The sequence below is a fragment of the Vibrio rumoiensis genome, from assembly GCF_002218045.2.
GTDB lineage: Bacteria > Pseudomonadota > Gammaproteobacteria > Enterobacterales > Vibrionaceae > Vibrio > Vibrio rumoiensis.
Genome location: NZ_AP018686.1, coordinates 270533 through 290602 on the forward strand (window position 1 = coordinate 270533; position 20070 = coordinate 290602).

A 20070-nucleotide genomic window follows, 5' to 3' on the forward strand; every position below is an offset into this window, starting at 1 on the left:
TGACTTGATGATGCTTATTGTTCTCTTAGTGCAGAATTGGTGGCTTTGAGAACCGGTTTTAATAGGTAGCCCATTACGGTGCGTTTGCCGGTAATAATATCGGCCGAGGCAGTCATACCAGGAATAATTGGTAAGGATGCTCCGTCTTTATTGGTTAAAGCACTTTCATTGGTTCGAATTTTAACCTGGTAGAAGCTATTACCTTCGTCATCTTGAATCGTGTCTGCACTGATTGTTTCAACCGTACCTTCAAGGCCACCGTAGGTAGAGAAGTTGTAGGCGGTAAATTTAATTAATGCTGGTAATCCAGGTGTAAGAAACCGATATCTTGAGGGGCAATTTTCGCTTCAATGAGTAAGGTATCTTCTGTTGGTACAATCTCGATTAAATCCATACCAGGCTGGATAACTCCACCGATAGTATTGATATAAATTTTTTGAATAGTGCCGGTAACAGGTGAGGTAACGACGGTGCGGTTTACTTTATCTTGTAATCCAACTTGAGATTCACTTTGGCTAGATAATTGTGCACTGACCTTATTTAATTCGTTTTGATTATCACTACGATACTTTAGAGCAATGTCTAAGTATTTTAATATCGCTTCATGGACTGCAGATTCAGCAACCGGGATCTGCATTTTGGTTGAAGTCAAATCACGACGAGTATCAATCAACTGACGACGTAATTTTAACAATTCAATTTCGGGGACCACGCCATCTTTTGCTAATGGCTCTGTTATATTAAATTCGTGACTTGCCACATTATAACTACTTTGTAGGCTTCTATAACGTGAGCGGTTTTCATCTAGTTCACGTTGTTTTTGTGTGACCTGTTGTCTTGCAACTGACAATTGGTTCTCAAGGTTAGACACGTTACCTTGATATTCACTTAACTGACGAGTAACCAATATTGGGTGCTTTTTTGCAAAATCTTCATCGAACATAGGAAGAATTGACTCATCTACAATAACGCTATCTTCCCAATTACTGGTTTGCTTCGCTTTTTTCGTATCAATTTTTACGGCAGAAATTTGTGCTTTTAGACGAAATTGGTCGGCTTGCATATTGGCAATATCAGCTTTGCCTTGAAAGTCAGAGCGCGCTTGTGTCATCAATTAAAAGTAGACGTTGGCCTTTTTTAACCGGTTGGCCTTCACGAACAAGCACTTGTTTAACAATACCACCCTCAAGGTTTTGTATCACTTGCATCTGAGTGGATGGAATAACTTTAGCCGTTCCTGTCGTTACTTTATCAAGCTTAGTCAGAGATGCCCAAATGATCGCGATAATAAAAAAAGCCACGATTGTCCAGAGCATGATTTTGGTCGTATAAGTGGTGCTTAGCATTAATGCTGATGACTTATCATCGACGAAGTCTAGTTGTTCGGTGGTGAGTTTTTTTTTCATTGAATTACCAAGAGCAAGCGAAGCTTATTACCCAATAGATAGTGTTGTGTTAGTCATGCGTTAGTGATGAACTATTTTATCATCAACTTTGTAAGAATAATCACTGCGATAAATGATGACATCTTTTAATTTATATTATATAGAAATAATGTTTTAAGTCACCTATATTCACAGTTGCGAATATATTAATGATTATATACCCGTGATCATTGAAGATGCTTGATTTTATCCTTGAACAGGATCATGCTACCAAACATGAAAATAGAACTTTCCAACCAAAAGAAAAAACGTAATCGTTCACCAAGGTAACTTGACTCGATATTAACGGGGGGAACAGCCTATAGATCAAAGATGTTGGGGTACGGTCTCTTCGCCACAACAGCCGTGATGATCTCACTCAACACTGACATTGCCGACAAGCCACGTTTTTTGCAGGTTTCGATGAGGGTATGTATCCTACTGCGGAATTTATCGCCTGCATCCGAGGTCGTTCCGAAGCTGATTTTCCTTTGGATTACAAAACCTCTAATACATCGCTCAGCTTCATTATTGGTTAAGGGGATTGACACTTTCTTGAGGAAAACCCACAAGCTCTCTCTATGTTTGAGCAGTAACTTGCATCGCCCCCGATATCGCTTGACCATGACATCAGTCCCTTTGCTCAACCAATGATCGAACGATTTCTGCAACCTACGCATTCTTCGTAAGTATAGCGCATAATTTAACTCATCTTGTTCATAACGATGCCGAGTATGGAAAATGGCGTTCGTCAGCAAACAAAGATGTCTGCCAATATAAGCGGTGTGGCCACCGCCACTATAATCCGCCATTTGCTGAAGGTTACGCTTCACATGTGCCCAACATAACTGATGACGGTCTGCGGCTATCCAGTTATAGCTAGGGCACTGGTCGCTGACCACAATGCCTGCATAGTCTTCATCAATGACCTTTTCGCTGATGAGGTCGAGCGCGAATAAAGTATTTGCTCATAGACAAGGTCATCACTTGCCACTAACCAACACCAGCGAAGGCTTTGTTCATCATTTCTGTGATGAGAGGTCTCGTCAGCATGAATCAAAGGCGCTTTCTTTAATGCTTGTTTTATCGCTTGATGTAATGGCGTTAGCATTGAAGCGACTTTCGTTTGAGCTTCGCTGATCGCGCCAACTGAAAAGGTTGTGCCAAGCTGTTCTTTGAGAAGAGATTGGATTTTTCGAACACTGAGGTGATATTGCCCCGCAAGAACCCCAATGTAACTTAATAAGTTAGCCCTATAATCCCTTGTGATGCATCGTCAGGCTTTTGAGCTTTGACGGCTTCTTTGCAATGCCGACATTGACCTGAAAATAAACGGTATTCGGTGATATCGACAGTGGGCTTGGGAATATCAAAGACTTGGTGTCGGTAGTAAGGGCCGTCATGAACATCAATGTCAGACTGTTCGCAACAAGGACAACTATCAGGAAGCAATCAATAATGATATCCGTGTCTTTTAACGGGGAAAGTTTTCGTTGATGCCCTGTGTGGCCTTTTTTAGCTCCTCTCGAATTGCGACCACCAGAGCTTTCATCTTTTTTCGCTCATGGCGATCTTTAGGACTGTCTGATGAGGGCGATTTTGAAGAGTTTTTGGAGCTAGTGGTAAGCTTATCTTCATAGTGCCTGAGCTGCTCCCACAGCTCATCAATAAGCACCTTAGCCTCATTCAGATCAGAGACTTTAGGTGGTGCGTCTTGGTATTTAGGAGCTTTTTTTCTAGTCATATAACTATGATGAAGCTCAAAAATGATCACTCAATACCTAAAGTGGGATCAAGTGCTAGAGGTCACAGTTTTTATGTCAATAGGGTTTGGTGAACACTTACGAAAAAACAACTTGAACGGATGCACGATTCATCTCGTGACCGTCGAGTATGTGATCGTATCAAAGCTGTCGTGCTTGCTTCTGAAGGTTGGTCTGTTTCTATGATTTCGCAAGCATTGCGAATTCATCAAACGACGGTGACTCGTCATATCAATGACTATTTACAGTCTGAAAAATTAAAACCCGAAAATGGTGGCTCACAAAGTAAACTCAATGCCGATGAAACGATGGCATTAATTGAGCATCTTGCTGAAAATACCTATTTTCATACTCACCAGATTGTTGAGTACGTCCAGAATCAATTCCAAGTCACTTACACTGTCGCTGGAATGAATAAATGGTTACACCATAATGGCTTTTCCTATAAGCAACCTAAAGGTGTTCCACACAAACTTAATCCTGAAGCTCAAGAAGCTTTTATTCAGCATTATCAAGAGCTGAAGCAACTCAATGAACCGATTTTATTTATGGATGCAGTGCATCCAAGCCAAGCGACTAAAATCACTTACGGTTGGATCCGCAAAGGTGAAGATAAAGTAATTGAAACGACCGGTAGCCGTACACGATTAAACTTTGTCGGTGCACTGAATCTAACGGATATATCTACGACAGTGACCGAAAGTTATGAAACGATTGATAGTGAAAGTATTGCCCGTTTCTTTTGGAAACTGAAAAAGCTCATTATCCATTAGCAAAAGATTCATGTAATTTCGATGGTGCCGGTTATCACCGAAGTCAGCTGGTAAAAGATTTTGCTCGGATGCTCAATATCGAACTGCATTATTTGCCCCTTACAGTCCAAATTTGAATCCAATAGAACGACTGTGGAAGGTCATGCATGAGCATGCCAGAAATAATGTTTACTTCCCGACAAAAGCATCCTTTAAGGATGCAATAAATCGATTTTTTGATGTGACTTTGCCCAAAGTTGCAGGCTCACTGACAACTCGAATTAACGACAATTTTCAGGTTTTGAAATCTGCAACTTCAAGTTAATTGGGTATAGACTGTTATGTCCTACATTACCTACATGATGTTTGGATTGGTTAAAACAGTGAATAAAACGATTGTTAGTGGTATAATTACAATCGTTTTATTTCTATCTAGCAGAACTATTGTTTAACCTCTATTGTGATATAAATATAGAGGTGTTCTTACTTTTGCTTAAGCTTGTTTATTGCTGCTTTAAGATTAAATTCCTATAAATATAAGATTGGCTTATCCTGGTTTTAAGGAAACAATCAACTAACAGATTGAGTTATCTATGGAAAATAATATCCCTTCTTCAAATGTCACCAATGTTAACGTTGAAAGTGGTTCAGTTTTTGTCATTAAAGCTGGTCAGGGAGCTGTATTGGTTACAGGAAATTATCAGTTGAAGTCTGATGAGGTTTTATTGGTGACTCCAGAGGCAAACGCAACTGTCTCTGGACAAGGACAACAAGTACACATCCATAATACTCAATCGGCCGTATCTATTGTACCAAATGCAACTGGGCCTGTGGCGACTACATTGGGACCACAAGTTCAAATTAACGCTGAAAATGCACAAAATGCGAATTTTACTGAATCGGATATTGCGAATATCCAACGCTCGGTAATGAACCTGCAAGATCCTAGTCAAGATATTATGAACCCTGTAAATTCGGATGAACAAGGTTCTCAATCAAATCAAACTGATGATATTGCCGCTATTCAGCAAAGTATTTTGGCAGGACAAGATCCAACTCAAGAAGCAGAAGCACCAGCAGCAGGTGAGGGCGCGGGCGACACCGCTAATAACTCTTTTGTATCGATTGACTACAATTATGACGCTGTTTTAACTCACGCGGGATACGATACTAAAGGTTTTGAACGTGAATACCGTGATGAAGAAGATGAACGAGGCGTTCTTATTGCTGACGGTGGTGAAAACCTTGCCGTTGAAGTTACAGAAGGTGATTTAGACAGTGGTGGTGGTTACCCAACTGAAAGTATAGCTTCGGTTGTAGTTGAAAAAGGTACCTATGCTCTTGATCCAAATTCGTTTTATATCCCGGAAGAAAGCGTAGATTCTTTACTTGGTGAATTAAATTCTGAGATCACATCAGGTGGTGAACCTGTTGTATTTACTTACGATGCGGAAACCAATACTTTCACGGGTATGCAAGATGGTGAACCAGTCGTTTCATTTGATGTTGATTTCGTTGCCCTACCCAACGGTGATGTAACCGTTTCTATTACCACAACGGTTAATCAACCTATCGATCATATTTCAGGTGACACCACAGGTATAGTGAGTAATCAAGGGGATGATATTCATATTGAATTCCCAGTATCGGGGATGGATATCAATGGTAATGAAATCAAAGAACCGATTAATATCGAAATTGATGTTAATGATGGTGCCAATGAACAATTTGGTACCGACTCAGGCACCACGATCAATGAAACTGATGACCGTGATTTAATTGTAGATGGCCAAGTACCATTGGATCTTGGTAGTGATGAAATTGCCACTATTACGTTTGATCCAAACCAACCCTCATTAGAAGGGTTAACGAGCAATGGTGAACCTACAGAATATACCGTTGATGGTAATGTAGTAATTGTAACAGATATTAATGGCGAACCAGTTTTAACTGTTGAGGTTCAGACCGATGGATCTTATACCGTTCAAGCCACTGGTCCACTTGACCAGGATGCAGACGATATAATAAATCTAAATTTAGGTATTACTGCAACAGATGATGATGGTGATACTGCTAACGGTACAATTGTTATCAATATTGAAGATGGTGAGAATGCTGCTGATGTTAGTGACGTTGTCACAATAGCTGAGGGCGATCTGAAAACCCAGCAGCAGGTAACGCATATCCTGTACATGGCACGAGTAGCGTTACCATTACTGCAATAGATGATAACTTAAATCCTTCTACATTACGTTTAAGTGAAGAAGGCAAAGCCCAGCTAGTTTCTGGAATGGGTAAAATTACGATCCATAATGGTCAGCCAATTGAATTTACCATGACCACCGATGAAAACGGTGTGGTAACCATTTCTGCAGTCGATGGTGATGGAAATCCAGTTTTCGATATCACCATGACGCCAACCATGTCTGAAAATGGTGATGTGACGGTTGTCACCAATGTCAATCAATATCAACCGCTTGATGAAAAAGAGGGTACTGGAGATACAACCGGTCTTATCACCAATAATGGTGACACTATTTCGGTTGACCTACCGCTAGAAATTGATGACACCGATGGTGATACTTCAAATGTTGATATCACGGTGAATTTTGTTGATGGTGAAGATCCAAGTTTTGGTGACAATACCGAGATTGCTGAGATCACTGAAAATGACGGTGAACAAACGGCCAATGGCAGCATTGAATTTGACCAGGGCAGTGATTATGTTGACCAAATTGTCTTTGACCCAAGCCAACCGTCTCACTGGCATCACCAGTAATGGTGAAGCGACTCACATTGATACTGCGGCACTGGCAAACGATCCAAGCACGTTAACCTTGTTGGATGTTGATAATAACCCCGTGATGAGTGTGACCATCGATGCGGATGGTAATTACACGGTGACGCAATACCAATCGATTGATCAAGATGACAGTGACATCACCAATATTGCGTTGAATGTTTCTGGTACGGATGACGATGATGATACCGCGAATGGTACCATCAATATCGTGATTAATGACGGCGCGAATGCTACGGATGTGAGCGATACGATTGAGGTCATCGAAGGTGATGTTGATACTGGTGCCGTGGATGCGGATGGAAACCCTGTCCAAACCTACCCAGTCGAAGGCCATGGCTCAATCACGATCGCATCGCCAAGTGATAACTTGGTCGCAAGCTCACTGCGTTTAAGCGAAGCGGGTAAAGCCGCTCTACAAAATGAGATGTCAGAAGTCACCATCAACGGTGGCGATCCAGTTGAGTTCAGCATGACGACCGATGACAATGGTGTGATCACCATCACCGGTGTGGATGGCGAGGGCAACCCAGTTCTTGACATCACCATGACCCCGACCATGTCTGAAAATGGTGATGTGACGGTTGTCACCGATGTCAATCAATATCAACCGCTTGATGAAAAAGAGGGTACTGGAGATACAACCGGTCTTATCACCAATAATGGTGACACCATTTCGGTTGACCTACCGCTAGAAATTGATGACACCGATGGTGATACTTCAAATGTTGATATCACGGTGAATTTTGTTGATGGTGAAGATCCAAGTTTTGGTGACAATACCGAGATTGCTGAGATCACTGAAAATGACGGTGAACAAACGGCCAATGGCAGCATTGAATTTGACCAGGGCAGTGATTACGTTGACCAAATTGTCTTTGACCCAAGCCAACCGTCTCTCACTGGCATCACCAGTAATGGTGAAGCGACTCACATTGATACTGCGGCACTGGCAAACGATCCAAGCACGTTAACCTTGTTGGATGTTGATAATAACCCTGTGATGAGCGTGACCATCGATGCGGATGGTAATTACACGGTGACGCAATACCAACCGATTGATCAAGATGACAGCGACATCACCAACATTGCGTTGAATGTTTCTGGTACGGATGACGATGATGATACCGCGAATGGTACCATCAATATCGTGATTAATGACGGCGCGAATGCTGCGGATGTGAGCGATACGATTGAGGTCATCGAAGGTGATGTTGATACTGGTGCCGTGGATGCGGATGGAAACCCTGTCCAAACCTACCCAGTCGAAGGCCATGGCTCAATCACGATCGCATCGCCAAGTGATAACTTGGTCGCAAGCTCACTGCGTTTAAGCGAAGCGGGTAAAGCCGCTCTACAAAATGAGATGTCAGAAGTCACCATCAACGGTGGCGATCCAGTTGAGTTCAGCATGACGACCGATGACAATGGTGTGATCACCATCACCGGTGTGGATGGCGAGGGCAACCCAGTTCTTGACATCACCATGACCCCGACCATGTCTGAAAATGGTGATGTGACGGTTGTCACTGATGTCAATCAATATCAACCGCTTGATGAAAAAGAGGGTACTGGAGATACAACCGGTCTTATCACCAATAATGGTGACACCATTTCGGTTGACCTACCGCTAGAAATTGATGACACCGATGGTGATACTTCAAATGTTGATATCACGGTGAATTTTGTTGATGGTGAAGATCCAAGTTTTGGTGACAATACCGAGATTGCTGAGATCACTGAAAATGACGGTGAACAAACGGCCAATGGCAGCATTGAATTTGACCAGGGCAGTGATTACGTTGACCAAATTGTCTTTGACCCAAATCAACGTCGTTCACTGGCATCACCAGTAATGGTGATGCGACCAGCTACAGTGTTGATGACAACACATTAAGTCTAGTGGATGCCGATGGCAATCCCGTGATGGATGTAACCATTGACGCGCAAGGCAACTACACGGTTACGCAATACCAACCTATCGATCAAGATGACAGTGACATCACCAATATTGCGTTGAATGTTTCTGGTACGGATGACGATGATGATACCGCGAATGGTACCATCAATATCGTGATTAATGACGGCGCGAATGCTGCGGATGTGAGCGATACGATTGAGGTCATCGAAGGTGATGTTGATACTGGTGCCGTGAATGCGGATGGCAACCCTGTCCAAACCTACCCTGTAGAAGGCCATGGCTCAATCACGATCGCATCGCCGTGATAACTTGGTCGCAAGCTCACTGCGTTTAAGCGAAGCGGGTAAAGCCGCTCTACAAAATGAGATGTCAGAAGTCACCATCAACGGTGGCGATCCAGTTGAGTTCAGCATGACGACCGATGACAATGGTGTGATCACCATCACCGGTGTGGATGGCGAGGGCAACCCAGTTCTTGACATCACCATGACCCCGACCATGTCTGAAAATGGTGATGTGACGGTTGTTACAGACGTCAATCAATACCAACCATTAGATGATAACAATGGCACGGGCGATGACACAGGCGATATGATGGGGTTAATCACGAATAATGGTGACACTCTTTCGGTTGACCTGCCGCTAGAAATTGATGACACCGATGGTGACACGTCAAGTGTCGACATCACGGTGAATTTTAAAGATGGTGAAGATCCAAGTTTTGGCACCGATAACGGCGTGATTATAACTGAAAGTGATGACACGCAAAGTGCCACCGGCTCAATCGAATTTGACCAGGGCAGTGATTATGTTGACCAAATTGTCTTTGACCCAAGTCAACCGTCTCTCAATGGCATCACCAGTAATGGTGATGCGACTCACATTGATACCGTGGCACTGGCAAACGATCCAAGCACGTTAACCTTGTTGGATGTTGATAATAACCCTGTGATGAGCGTGACCATCGATGCGGATGGTAATTACACGGTGACGCAATACCAACCGATTGATCAAGATGACAGCGACATCACCAACATTGCGTTGAATGTTTCTGGTACGGATGACGATGATGATACCGCGAATGGTACCATCAATATCGTGATTAATGACGGCGCGAATGCTGCGGATGTGAGCGATACGATTGAGGTCATCGAAGGTGATGTTGATACTGGTGCCGTGGATGCGGATGGCAAACCTGTCCAAACCTACCCAGTCGAAGGCCATGGCTCAATCACGATCGCATCGCCCGATAACTTGGTCGTAAGCTCACTGCGTTTAAGCGAAGCGGGTAAAGCTGCCCTACAAAATGAGATGTCAGAAGTCACCATCAACGGTGGCGATCCAGTTGAGTTCAGCATGACGACCGATGACAATGGTGTGATCACCATCACCGGTGTGGATGGCGAGGGCAACCCAGTTCTTGACATCACCATGACCCCGACCATGTCTGAAAATGGTGATGTGACGGTTGTTACAGACGTCAATCAATACCAACCATTAGATGATAACAATGGCACGGGCGATGACACAGGCGATATGATGGGGTTAATCACGAATAATGGTGACACTCTTTCGGTTGACCTGCCGCTAGAAATTGATGACACCGATGGTGACACGTCAAGTGTCGACATCACGGTGAATTTTAAAGATGGTGAAGATCCAAGTTTTGGCACCGATAACGGCGTGATTATAACTGAAAGTGATGACACGCAAAGTGCCACCGGCTCAATCGAATTTGACCAGGGCAGTGATTATGTTGACCAAATTGTCTTTGACCCAAGTCAACCGTCTCTCAATGGCATCACCAGTAATGGTGATGCGACTCACATTGATACCGTGGCACTGGCAAACGATCCAAGCACGTTAACCTTGTTGGATGTTGATAATAACCCTGTGATGAGCGTGACCATCGATGTGGATGGTAATTACACGGTGACGCAATACCAACCAATCGATCAAGATGACAGCGAGATCACCAAAATCGCCCTAAATGTCTCGGGTACGGATGACGATGGTGATACCGCGAACGGTACCATCAATATCGTGATTAATGACGGCGCGAATGCTGAAGATGTAAGCGATGAAGTTACCATTGAGGAAGGTGATCTTGAAAACCCAGCTTCAGGTAATGAATACCCAGTGCATGGTGAGTCTTCTAAGTTAATTCCAACGCCAAGTGATGATCTTGACCCAAGTACTTTACAGCTTACTGATGAGGCAAAAGCCACGTTGTTTGGTGATGGTACCGATCAAAATCCGGGGGTGAATTATCCGAAATTACCTCAGGCGGCCAGCCCGTTGATTTTGTTTCTGTTGAAAATCCGGATGGCAGCTTTAGCATCGTGGGGACGGTTGATGGTGTAGAGGCCATCACGATAAGTTTTGAAGTGGTACAAGGTGAGGATGGCGAGTTCTACATCAACACCACTGTCGACCAAGCTTTACCACTGGATAATATCAATAAAGATGGCGATACCTCTGGTTATATCACCAATGATGATGATGTGATTTCGGTTGATCTTCCATTGGAAATCTCCGACACCGATGGTGATACTTCTAATATCGATATCACCGTTAACCTAAAAGATGGTCAAGATCCGTCTTTTGGTGACAATACCGACATAGCTGAAATCAATGAAACGGACGATATACAAACGGCGAAGGGCAGTATTGAGTTTGATGAAGGAAGTGATCAGGTTGATGAAATTGTCTTTGACCCAAATCAACCGTCTCACTGGCATCACCAGTAATGGTGAAGCGACTCACATTGATACTGCGGCACTGGCAAACGATCCAAGCACGTTAACCTTGTTGGATGTTGATAATAACCCTGTGATGAGCGTGACCATCGATGCGGATGGTAATTACACGGTGACGCAATACCAACCGATTGATCAAGATGACAGCGACATCACCAACATTGCGTTGAATGTTTCTGGTACGGATGACGATGGTGATACCGCGAATGGTACCATCAATATCGTGATTAATGACGGCGGGAATGCTGAAGATGTAAGCGATGAAGTTACCATTGAAGAAGGTGATCTTGAAAACCCAGCTTCAGGTAATGAATACCCAGTGCATGGTGAGTCTTCTAAGTTAATTCCAACGCCAAGTGATGATCTTGACCCAAGTACTTTACAGCTTACTGATGAGGCAAAAGCCACGTTGTTTGGTGATGGTACCGATCAAAATCCGGGTGAATTATCCGAAATTACCTCAGGCGGCCAGCCCGTTGATTTTGTTTCTGTTGAAAATCCGGATGGCAGCTTTAGCATCGTGGGGACGGTTGATGGTGTAGAGGCCATCACGATAAGTTTTGAAGTGGTACAAGGTGAGGATGGCGAGTTCTACATCAACACCACTGTCGACCAAGCTTTACCACTGGATAATATCAATAAAGATGGCGATACCTCTGGTTATATCACCAATGATGATGATGTGATTTCGGTTGATCTTCCATTGGAAATCTCCGACACCGATGGTGATACTTCTAATATCGATATCACCGTTAACCTAAAAGATGGTCAAGATCCGTCTTTTTGGTGACAATACCGACATAGCTGAAATCAATGAAACGGACGATATACAAACGGCCAATGGCAGCATTGAATTTGACCAGGGCAGTGATTACGTTGACCAAATTGTCTTTGACCCAAATCAACCGTCTTCACTGGCATCACCAGTAATGGTGAAGCGACTCACATTGATACTGCGGCACTGGCAAACGATCCAAGCACGTTAACCTTGTTGGATGTTGATAATAACCCTGTGATGAGCGTGACCATCGATGCGGATGGTAATTACACGGTGACGCAATACCAACCGATTGATCAAGATGACAGCGACATCACCAACATTGCGTTGAATGTTTCTGGTACGGATGACGATGGTGATACCGCGAATGGTACCATCAATATCGTGATTAATGACGGCGGGAATGCTGAAGATGTAAGCGATGAAGTTACCATTGAAGAAGGTGATCTTGAAAACCCAGCTTCAGGTAATGAATACCCAGTGCATGGTGAGTCTTCTAAGTTAATTCCAACGCCAAGTGATGATCTTGACCCAAGTACTTTACAGCTTACTGATGAGGCAAAAGCCACGTTGTTTGGTGATGGTACCGATCAAAATCCGGGTGAATTATCCGAAATTACCTCAGGCGGCCAGCCCGTTGATTTTGTTTCTGTTGAAAATCCGGATGGCAGCTTTAGCATCGTGGGGACGGTTGATGGTGTAGAGGCCATCACGATAAGTTTTGAAGTGGTACAAGGTGGGGATGGCGAGTTCTACATCAACACCACTGTCGACCGCTTTACCATTGGATGATATCAATAAAGATGGCGATACCTCTGGTTATATCACCAATGATGGTGATGTGATTTCGATTGATCTTCCATTGGAAATCTCCGACACCGATGGTGATACTTCTAATATCGACATCACCGTTAACCTAGAAGATGGCCAAGACCCGTCCTTTAGTGATGACAGTGAAGCCGTTGTTATTACCGAAACAGATTTTGACAATGTTGACCCTGAGACCGGAGAAGTAACTCAAACGCCAGGTGAATCAACAGGTAAAATCCCAAGCTTTGATATGGGCTCAGATGAAATAGCATCGATGACCTTTGATGACCCTCAAGGTGATGATTCAGGCTTAGGTAATATTACTTACGATGGCGGCAAAGAAACCGACTATGAAGTGGATGGTAATACCATTACCGTCACCGGTGAAAATGATGAACCCATTCTAAGTATTACCGTTGATATAGATGGTAATTACACCGTTACGCAATATGAACCTATCGATCAAGATGCAGGGGATGTTGACCTTAATCTTAGCGTCACTGCAGTGGATGATGATGGTGATAGCGCTTCGGGCAGCTTTAACATTGTGATTGTCGATCCAGAGGGAGTCGATGTTACTGATGAGGTCAATATTACCGAAGGTGATCAGGAGAGCTGGACTGAAGGAAACGCTTATCCAGTATCAGGTAGTAGCTCAGTCGTCATTGATTCCTCTAGTGATGATCTACGCCCTGAGACCTTACATATTGATCCAGAAGTCTCTACAGCTTTGGAAGCCGAACTTGATGGCTTAACCAGTAATGGTCAACCGATTGACTTTGAAATCACTACAAATTCAGATGGTACAATTACGATAACGGGTACTTCGGGGGGCTCGGATGTCTTAACGATGAGGATGACTTCAACCGTTGATGCAGACGGTAATGCCACCATTACTACCGATGTTGTTCAAAATGGTCCAATTGATCACGAAGATGGAGATGGTGATAGTGAAGGCTATGTGACCAACAACGGTGATAGCATCAGTATTGATGTGCCCTTAGTGATTGATGATGCAGACGGCACACCAAATAATGTTGATATCACGGTTAACATTGAAGATGGCCAAGATCCGTCGTTTGGTAAGGACACAGGTGCAACACTAGAAGAAGGTACTGATGGAACAGATTCAGCATCGGGAGACATTAATGTTGATACCGGCAGTGATGATGTTGTCGATGTACGATTTGGTGCCGACCAATCACAATTAGATGATCTGACTAGTAACGGTCAAGATACCTCTGTTGTAATCAGTGATGATGGTCATACATTAACCATTGTTGATGCAGATAATATTCCGGTTATGGAAGTGACTATCGATCAAAATGGTCATTATGAAGTAGAGCAATTCCAGCCGATCGATCAAATTAATGAAGATAATGATACTTCAGATATTCCTATCAATGTTGAAGTCGAAGATGCTGACGGAGATGTAGGTAAAGGAACGATCACCATTCATGATACCGATGGCGATAACGCACAAGGTGGAGGTGACATTGATGCTGGAATGATCGAAGGTGACCTCACCCAGATTCCGATCCAGGTGATTCAGAAGGTTATCCGAAAACAGCACAAAGTGGTTCAACTCACGTTGATGCTGATCAGATGACTTAGATCCAAACACGGTACAAGTGATCCTACTGTAATGGATGACTTGATTACAGAGCTCAACACTGAAATTACCACAGAAGGTGGCGGTTCAGTTGAGTTCTCATTTGATCCTGAAAACAACACATTAACCGGTGTGGATGCTAATGGTAACCCTGTTTTAGATTTCCATCTGATTGCAACACCTACTGAAAATGGTGGTGTTGATATTAGTGTTGATATGACGCAATACCAACCAATCGATCATGTAGATGGTGCTGGTGATACTGACGGGTATGTCCATAATGATGGTGACAACATCACCATCAACATCCCAATCCAAATACAAGATACTGACGGCGATTACATGGATGAGTCCATTGATTTCAACGGCACCATAACGGATGGTAAAGACCTTGAAATCGATAGTGCTGACAACATCAGTGTTAACGAATCTGATATTGATAAAGGTGGTGATAATCACGCGGGTTCAACACCAGGACAAAGTGGTGAGTCAGCAACCGGCACGATTACTATTGATTCAGGTAGTGATGAAGTGAATCACTATGAAATTGATGTTAATGCTTTTAATGAGAAAACTCAGATAGTGAAGGCAATAGCAACATAACTTCGGGTGGCACCGACGTTATTTTAGTTGATAACGGTGATGGCACATATTCAGGTGTGCTAGTCGATGATAATGGTAACCCAACGGACGATGATGTCTTCAAAATCAGTTTTGATAACACTAATGGTAGCTATACCTTTGAAGTGACAGGCGCGATTGATCAACCACTTGATAATGGCAATGGTGGACAATCGACCAATATCGTTATACCTATCCATGGCGTCGATGATGATGGTGATAGCAGTAATACAATTGATGTCAATGTTACTGTTAATGATGATGTACCAACTGCGCAAGATGTGTCTGGTGAAGCGATTGAAGAAGGTTCAGGCCTACAAGATTTAGGCAATATTATTGCTAATGAAGGCTGATGGTGCCACTGTTACCGGTATTAAAGACAGTAATGGCAATGTTATTGAGCTAAAAGATGGTGATTATGACACCGTTTATATCGACTCAGATGGAAACATTTCTGATACGGGTGACGCTGCCGAAGCTTATTATGCCGTTCCTGTAACGGATGGTGGTGAAAGTATTGGTACCTTATATGTGTCAGAAAATGGTGATATTAAGTTCGAGCCTGTCGATAATTTAGATCATGATGGCAAAGATTACAGTGGTGACTTTGAATTTGTGATCACGGATGGTGATGGCGACACTGATACCGCTGAAGTGACGGTTAATGTTACTGATGAAGGCCCAAGCTGGGAAATTAATGGTGGTAGCTATAGTGGCCATGAGGAAGATGGGCGCACAGATACAACGGGTCTTGATAATCTGGATGGCGTGCCAGATGAGACTCCAAATGGCATTCCGATTGAAATGCAATTGAACGTGGGTGATAGGGATGAAGGAGAGACCATCATCAACCCTGATAACCCAGAACAGAGTACCGTTGTCATAACACCTCCAGAAGGAGGCGCTCATGGTGAGTTTATGTACGATGGTGAGCCACTTGAAACTGACGCTGATGGCAATTTCATCATACCAGCAGATGCATTTAGTTTAGTCGATAATGGTGATGGAACTTATAGCTATGAACTGTCTGGTGTAACGTTTGTACCCGATTCAGATTTCTCAACCGTTGATGGTAACTTAGAATTTGTGTACAAGCGGAAGTTATTGATAACGATTCAGAACAATCCGGTCAGACAATCAATGGCAACTTCAACATCACGGTTGAAGGTGTTGCCGATACACCAACATGGGATATGGATAACACTGATCTCATTATGAGACCGGTGAAGACAGTGACAATGTAAAACTGAATATAGATGTTGATCTGAATGATAATGATGGTTCAGAAACCCTAGAATACCACCTTGAAATAAAAGAAGGTGAAGGGACATTTATGTTGATGGAGTAAAATAGAGCCGGATGAAAATGGTGTATATACCATTTCAGCTGATGATATCGATAAAGTGGAAGTTGACCCTGCGGATGACTGGTCAGGTGAAATGCAAATCGATGCTTGGGGAACCAGTACCGAAAGTGGCGATACGGTTGATGGCAAAGAAACAGCCGAATCTGATCACCAAACGATTGTCATCGATGTGACTCCAGATGCTGATGAAGTCAGCTTGAGTACGAATAACAACATCAAAGTCGATGAAGATACTGCTATTCAGTTATCGGATGTGATTACCAAGGCGCATACTTCGGTCGATGACGATGGTTCAGAAAGTTACTTTGTGCGTATTTCAGGTTTACCAGAAGGCGCGACAGTATGGGGCGTAGATGATGAAGGGAACCCTGTAGAACTAGAGCCAAATGCAGACGGTTTCTATGTGATTTCTTTCGATGATATTGATGATACTGTCATCATGCCACCGCCACAAAGTAATGACGATTTTACTTTTACCGTTGATGGAATGTCGGTTGATAACGCCGATCTGAGTGATACGGATCTGAATGATGAAGATACTTGGGCTGGCCAAGATAGCACTGAAATCAATGTCGATATGCACGGTGTTGTTGATGACCCATCCATTATTGCCAATGGTGATTGGGAGGTTTCTGATGATGGTAAAACGATCTCAACCACAGTGGATGAAGATGGTACAGCTACGATAGATTTCGGCTTTATTTCTGGTGAGTACACAAACACCGATGGGCATGGCGCAGTATCGGAAGATACAGATTCATCTGAAAAAATCACTTTCACAACATTACAAGACATCCCAGAAGGGGTGTATTTTAGCGATGCTGATGGTAATCCATTAGAACCGACACTCGTTTCAACCAATCCAGATTTATACCAATTTGATGTTGATTCATTGAACGGTATTCAAATTCATACCGATAGCAATAGCGCGGATGATATTGATATTCCAGTACGTATTGTGGTGACGGAAGATGACGGTGCTTCGAAAGAATTTGAATATGATATCCATATTAATGTTAATCCTGTCGTTGATGGCGTCGGTAGAGATGAGAATGGTGACCTAGAGGAATACAACACCACATCAACGGGTAATGAAGATGAGTTAGTTAAACTGAATTGGGATCCTACTGCGCAGTTTGTCGATAATGACGGCAGCGAAAAAGTGGTTGGATTAACCATTAATGGGTTTGAGAATTATCCTGATGGTTATGCAATCGTTATTGGTGATGAAGTACTCACCCCTGATGAAAACGGTTCAATTACCTTAACACCAGAACAATTAGCAGAAGCCCAAGAAAGCGGCTTGTATCTTAGCATGCCAGAAGATGCAGATAGTGATTTGCATTTAACCACGGATGTCACGATTCGAGATTCAGATACTGAAAATCCAGATGATAACTATGATGAAACCACAATCCATGGCAATTTAGATGTGGATGTTACCTCGGTCGTCGAAGAAGACGGTGATGGTGTGAATGATGGTGGTAAGTTGGTTATCGATGATGCTGACGGTAATGCGATTACAGATACCGATGGTGACGGAATTCAGGATGTATATGAAGACCAAGACCCTAATGATGAGTGGTCAAATGAAATTCACTTGTCAGTTAACGATGTAGTTAATGGTAGCTCAGGTGGTAACAGCTTAGATTGGGTCAATGATGACACTTCAAGTGATGAAGTAATCAATAAAGTGATCATTACCTTCCCAGATGATTTGCCCGATGGTTTCCAGGTTGAAGGTGCGGTAAATAACGGCAATGGTTCGTTTACGATTACTGAAGATCAACTCGATGATATCGTGATTAAAGCGCCTCGTGGGTTTGATGGGGATGTGACTATACACGTCAGTGTTACCGTACAAGACCAGGGTGATGATGCTAACTCGGAAAGTGAGACAATAATCAAAGAAACCGATATTACTCTTCACTTTACTGATGAACATGATGGCGGTGGCGGTACTTATACTCCACCAGCTGCCGGCGATATTGATGATGATGCGACTCAAGATCAACAAGTCGATGCTTCAGAAGATCAAGAAGGTGGCGTCAATATAGGTGAGTTAATTTCTGATGGTTTGGTGATTAGCACTGATGATACTGATGGTGATGGCGTCTCTGATCTGGATAACGATACCACTTCGATCATTATTAATGCCGATGATTTGCCTCCAGGTGCCACGATTGGTGGTATGGAGTACAACGAGCAAACGGGTGAGTATGTCATTAGTGTCACCCCGAATGCTGATGGTTCAATAACGTTACCACCAGATGTGATTCTATACTTACCACCAGATTATGCTGGTGATATCGATATTCCCGTTAAAGTTGTGGAAACTGATAACGAGAGTGGCCAGTCTAATGAAGGCTCAATGAATATCACGGTTAATGTTGACCCTGTTGCAGATGCTCCAGACGTCACCATCACTGGCGGTGGCGATGAAGATAGCCTAATTGAGTTAGATTTAAGTACGGTTATTGGCGACCAAAATAACGGTGGTAAAGATAATGGCGGCGATGAAGAAATTACCGATGTGACAATTAAATTAGTTGATCCATCACAAGGTGAATTTGTCGACGCAAACGGTGATGTGATTCAACCTGATGCCAATGGTGAAATTCATGTTGACCCGAATGACCCAATTTATTTCCAACCTGCTCCAGATTTCAGCGGCACTGTTGATGTTACCGTGACAACGGATGTGACTGATACGGCAATGGTTGATGGTGAGGAAGTCAGTAATAGTGGTTCGTTTGAGCAGAATGTAAGCTTTGATGTTAATGCCGTAAATGATGATATTGAAATCAATGGTGAAGTCGCTACCGATGATAATCCTGTTCAAGTTACAGGTGACGAAGGGACATCGATTTCATTTGGTGATTTTAACGGTAATGTGACTGATATGGATGGCTCGGAAGAGATTGTTTCTGTCAGTATTACCGGCGTGCCAGATGGCTTCGTCATTGAAGGCGCTAATAATATGGGGGGTGGCGTTTGGTCTATCCCTGATGTAATTAGTGATGATGGCCAAAGTTTTGATTTATCAGGTTTGAGTATTCTGCCACCAAATGATTTTAGTGGTGATATTGACCTGACACTTAAAGTCTACACAACAGATGATAATGGTGATCCTGTTGAGAAAGACGTACCTGTTAATATCCATGTTGATGCAAAAGCAGATGCAGTGAATACCGATGTGGATGCTTCTGTTTCTGGTGATGAAGATGTGGCGAATGGCATAACGATCAATATTAATGCACATGCCGTTGATGATGAAAATAGCGTAACGGATCCTGCAAGTAATGTTCAGGAAGATGCACCAGAGCAAGTTCAAGTGACCATTTCTAATGTGCCTGATGGTGCGACTTTTGATTCCCAGAAGGCTCAGATGGTGAAATTATTCAAAATCCAGATGGTACGGTAACGATCGTTTCAGATGGTTCGGATCTGGATAGCATCATCTT

At 43.1% G+C, this 20070-nt stretch carries 14 protein-coding genes and 3 pseudogenes; 15 read left to right on the forward strand and 2 right to left on the reverse strand.

What is annotated here, in order from left to right; translation table 11 throughout:
- Nucleotides 1-14 precede the first annotated feature (14 nt).
- Both VRUMOI_RS13740 and tnpC read right to left on the reverse strand, forming a co-directional pair.
- A pseudogene (locus VRUMOI_RS13740) lies at nt 15-1406 on the reverse strand (HlyD family type I secretion periplasmic adaptor subunit).
- Between the two features lie 338 nt (nt 1407-1744).
- Nucleotides 1745-3168, reverse strand: a pseudogene (tnpC, locus tag VRUMOI_RS13745) (IS66 family transposase).
- Nucleotides 3169-3288: 120 nt separating this feature from the next.
- Here tnpC and VRUMOI_RS13750 point away from each other — a divergent pair.
- The 15 genes and pseudogenes from VRUMOI_RS13750 (at nt 3289) to VRUMOI_RS13820 (ending at nt 20030) form a co-directional block, all read left to right on the forward strand.
- Nucleotides 3289-4264: pseudogene (locus VRUMOI_RS13750) on the forward strand (IS630 family transposase).
- 268 nt (nt 4265-4532) lie between these two features.
- Entirely contained in the window at nt 4533-6164 is a 1632-nt protein-coding gene (locus VRUMOI_RS13755; RefSeq protein WP_110410689.1) for a retention module-containing protein, read from the forward strand.
- Nucleotides 6165-6229: 65 nt separating this feature from the next.
- Nucleotides 6230-6718, forward strand: coding sequence for a hypothetical protein (locus VRUMOI_RS13760; protein ID WP_110410690.1), 489 nt, complete (start codon nt 6230-6232; stop codon nt 6716-6718).
- On the forward strand, nt 6663-8636 hold the full coding sequence (locus tag VRUMOI_RS13765; protein ID WP_110410691.1) for a hypothetical protein: 1974 nt from the start codon (nt 6663-6665) through the stop codon (nt 8634-8636). Before VRUMOI_RS13760 ends, VRUMOI_RS13765 begins: the two co-directional genes overlap by 56 nt.
- A gap of 26 nt (nt 8637-8662) precedes the next feature.
- Entirely contained in the window at nt 8663-8965 is a 303-nt protein-coding gene (locus tag VRUMOI_RS13770) for a hypothetical protein (protein ID WP_162598413.1), read from the forward strand.
- Nucleotides 8937-11024, forward strand: coding sequence for a hypothetical protein (locus VRUMOI_RS13775; protein ID WP_110410693.1), 2088 nt, complete (start codon nt 8937-8939; stop codon nt 11022-11024). The genes VRUMOI_RS13770 and VRUMOI_RS13775 overlap by 29 nt, the downstream gene beginning before the upstream one ends.
- Nucleotides 11003-11410 carry a hypothetical protein gene (locus tag VRUMOI_RS13780; RefSeq protein WP_110410694.1) on the forward strand — a complete coding sequence of 136 codons (408 nt, stop codon included), beginning with the start codon at nt 11003-11005 and terminating at the stop codon, nt 11408-11410. The genes VRUMOI_RS13775 and VRUMOI_RS13780 overlap by 22 nt, the downstream gene beginning before the upstream one ends.
- Nucleotides 11361-12209 carry a hypothetical protein gene (locus tag VRUMOI_RS13785; RefSeq protein ID WP_110410695.1) on the forward strand — a complete coding sequence of 283 codons (849 nt, stop codon included), beginning with the start codon at nt 11361-11363 and terminating at the stop codon, nt 12207-12209. Before VRUMOI_RS13780 ends, VRUMOI_RS13785 begins: the two co-directional genes overlap by 50 nt.
- Nucleotides 12184-12405 carry a hypothetical protein gene (locus tag VRUMOI_RS13790; protein WP_110410696.1) on the forward strand — a complete coding sequence of 74 codons (222 nt, stop codon included), beginning with the start codon at nt 12184-12186 and terminating at the stop codon, nt 12403-12405. The genes VRUMOI_RS13785 and VRUMOI_RS13790 overlap by 26 nt, the downstream gene beginning before the upstream one ends.
- 2 nt (nt 12406-12407) lie before the next feature.
- Complete coding sequence (locus VRUMOI_RS13795) at nt 12408-12989, forward strand: hypothetical protein (protein WP_110410697.1); 582 nt, start codon at nt 12408-12410, stop codon at nt 12987-12989.
- Nucleotides 12940-14616, forward strand: coding sequence for a hypothetical protein (locus VRUMOI_RS13800; protein ID WP_110410698.1), 1677 nt, complete (start codon nt 12940-12942; stop codon nt 14614-14616). Before VRUMOI_RS13795 ends, VRUMOI_RS13800 begins: the two co-directional genes overlap by 50 nt.
- A 36-nt stretch (nt 14617-14652) precedes the next feature.
- Entirely contained in the window at nt 14653-15222 is a 570-nt protein-coding gene (locus VRUMOI_RS13805) for a hypothetical protein (RefSeq protein ID WP_110410699.1), read from the forward strand.
- 56 nt (nt 15223-15278) lie between these two features.
- Nucleotides 15279-15593, forward strand: coding sequence for a hypothetical protein (locus VRUMOI_RS13810; protein ID WP_110410700.1), 315 nt, complete (start codon nt 15279-15281; stop codon nt 15591-15593).
- A complete protein-coding gene (locus VRUMOI_RS13815) occupies nt 15577-16458 on the forward strand; it encodes a hypothetical protein (RefSeq protein WP_162598414.1) in 882 nt (293 codons plus the stop codon). The genes VRUMOI_RS13810 and VRUMOI_RS13815 overlap by 17 nt, the downstream gene beginning before the upstream one ends.
- Before the next feature lie 185 nt (nt 16459-16643).
- On the forward strand, nt 16644-20030 hold the full coding sequence (locus VRUMOI_RS13820; protein WP_110410702.1) for a hypothetical protein: 3387 nt from the start codon (nt 16644-16646) through the stop codon (nt 20028-20030).
- Nucleotides 20031-20070: the final 40 nt, after the last annotated feature.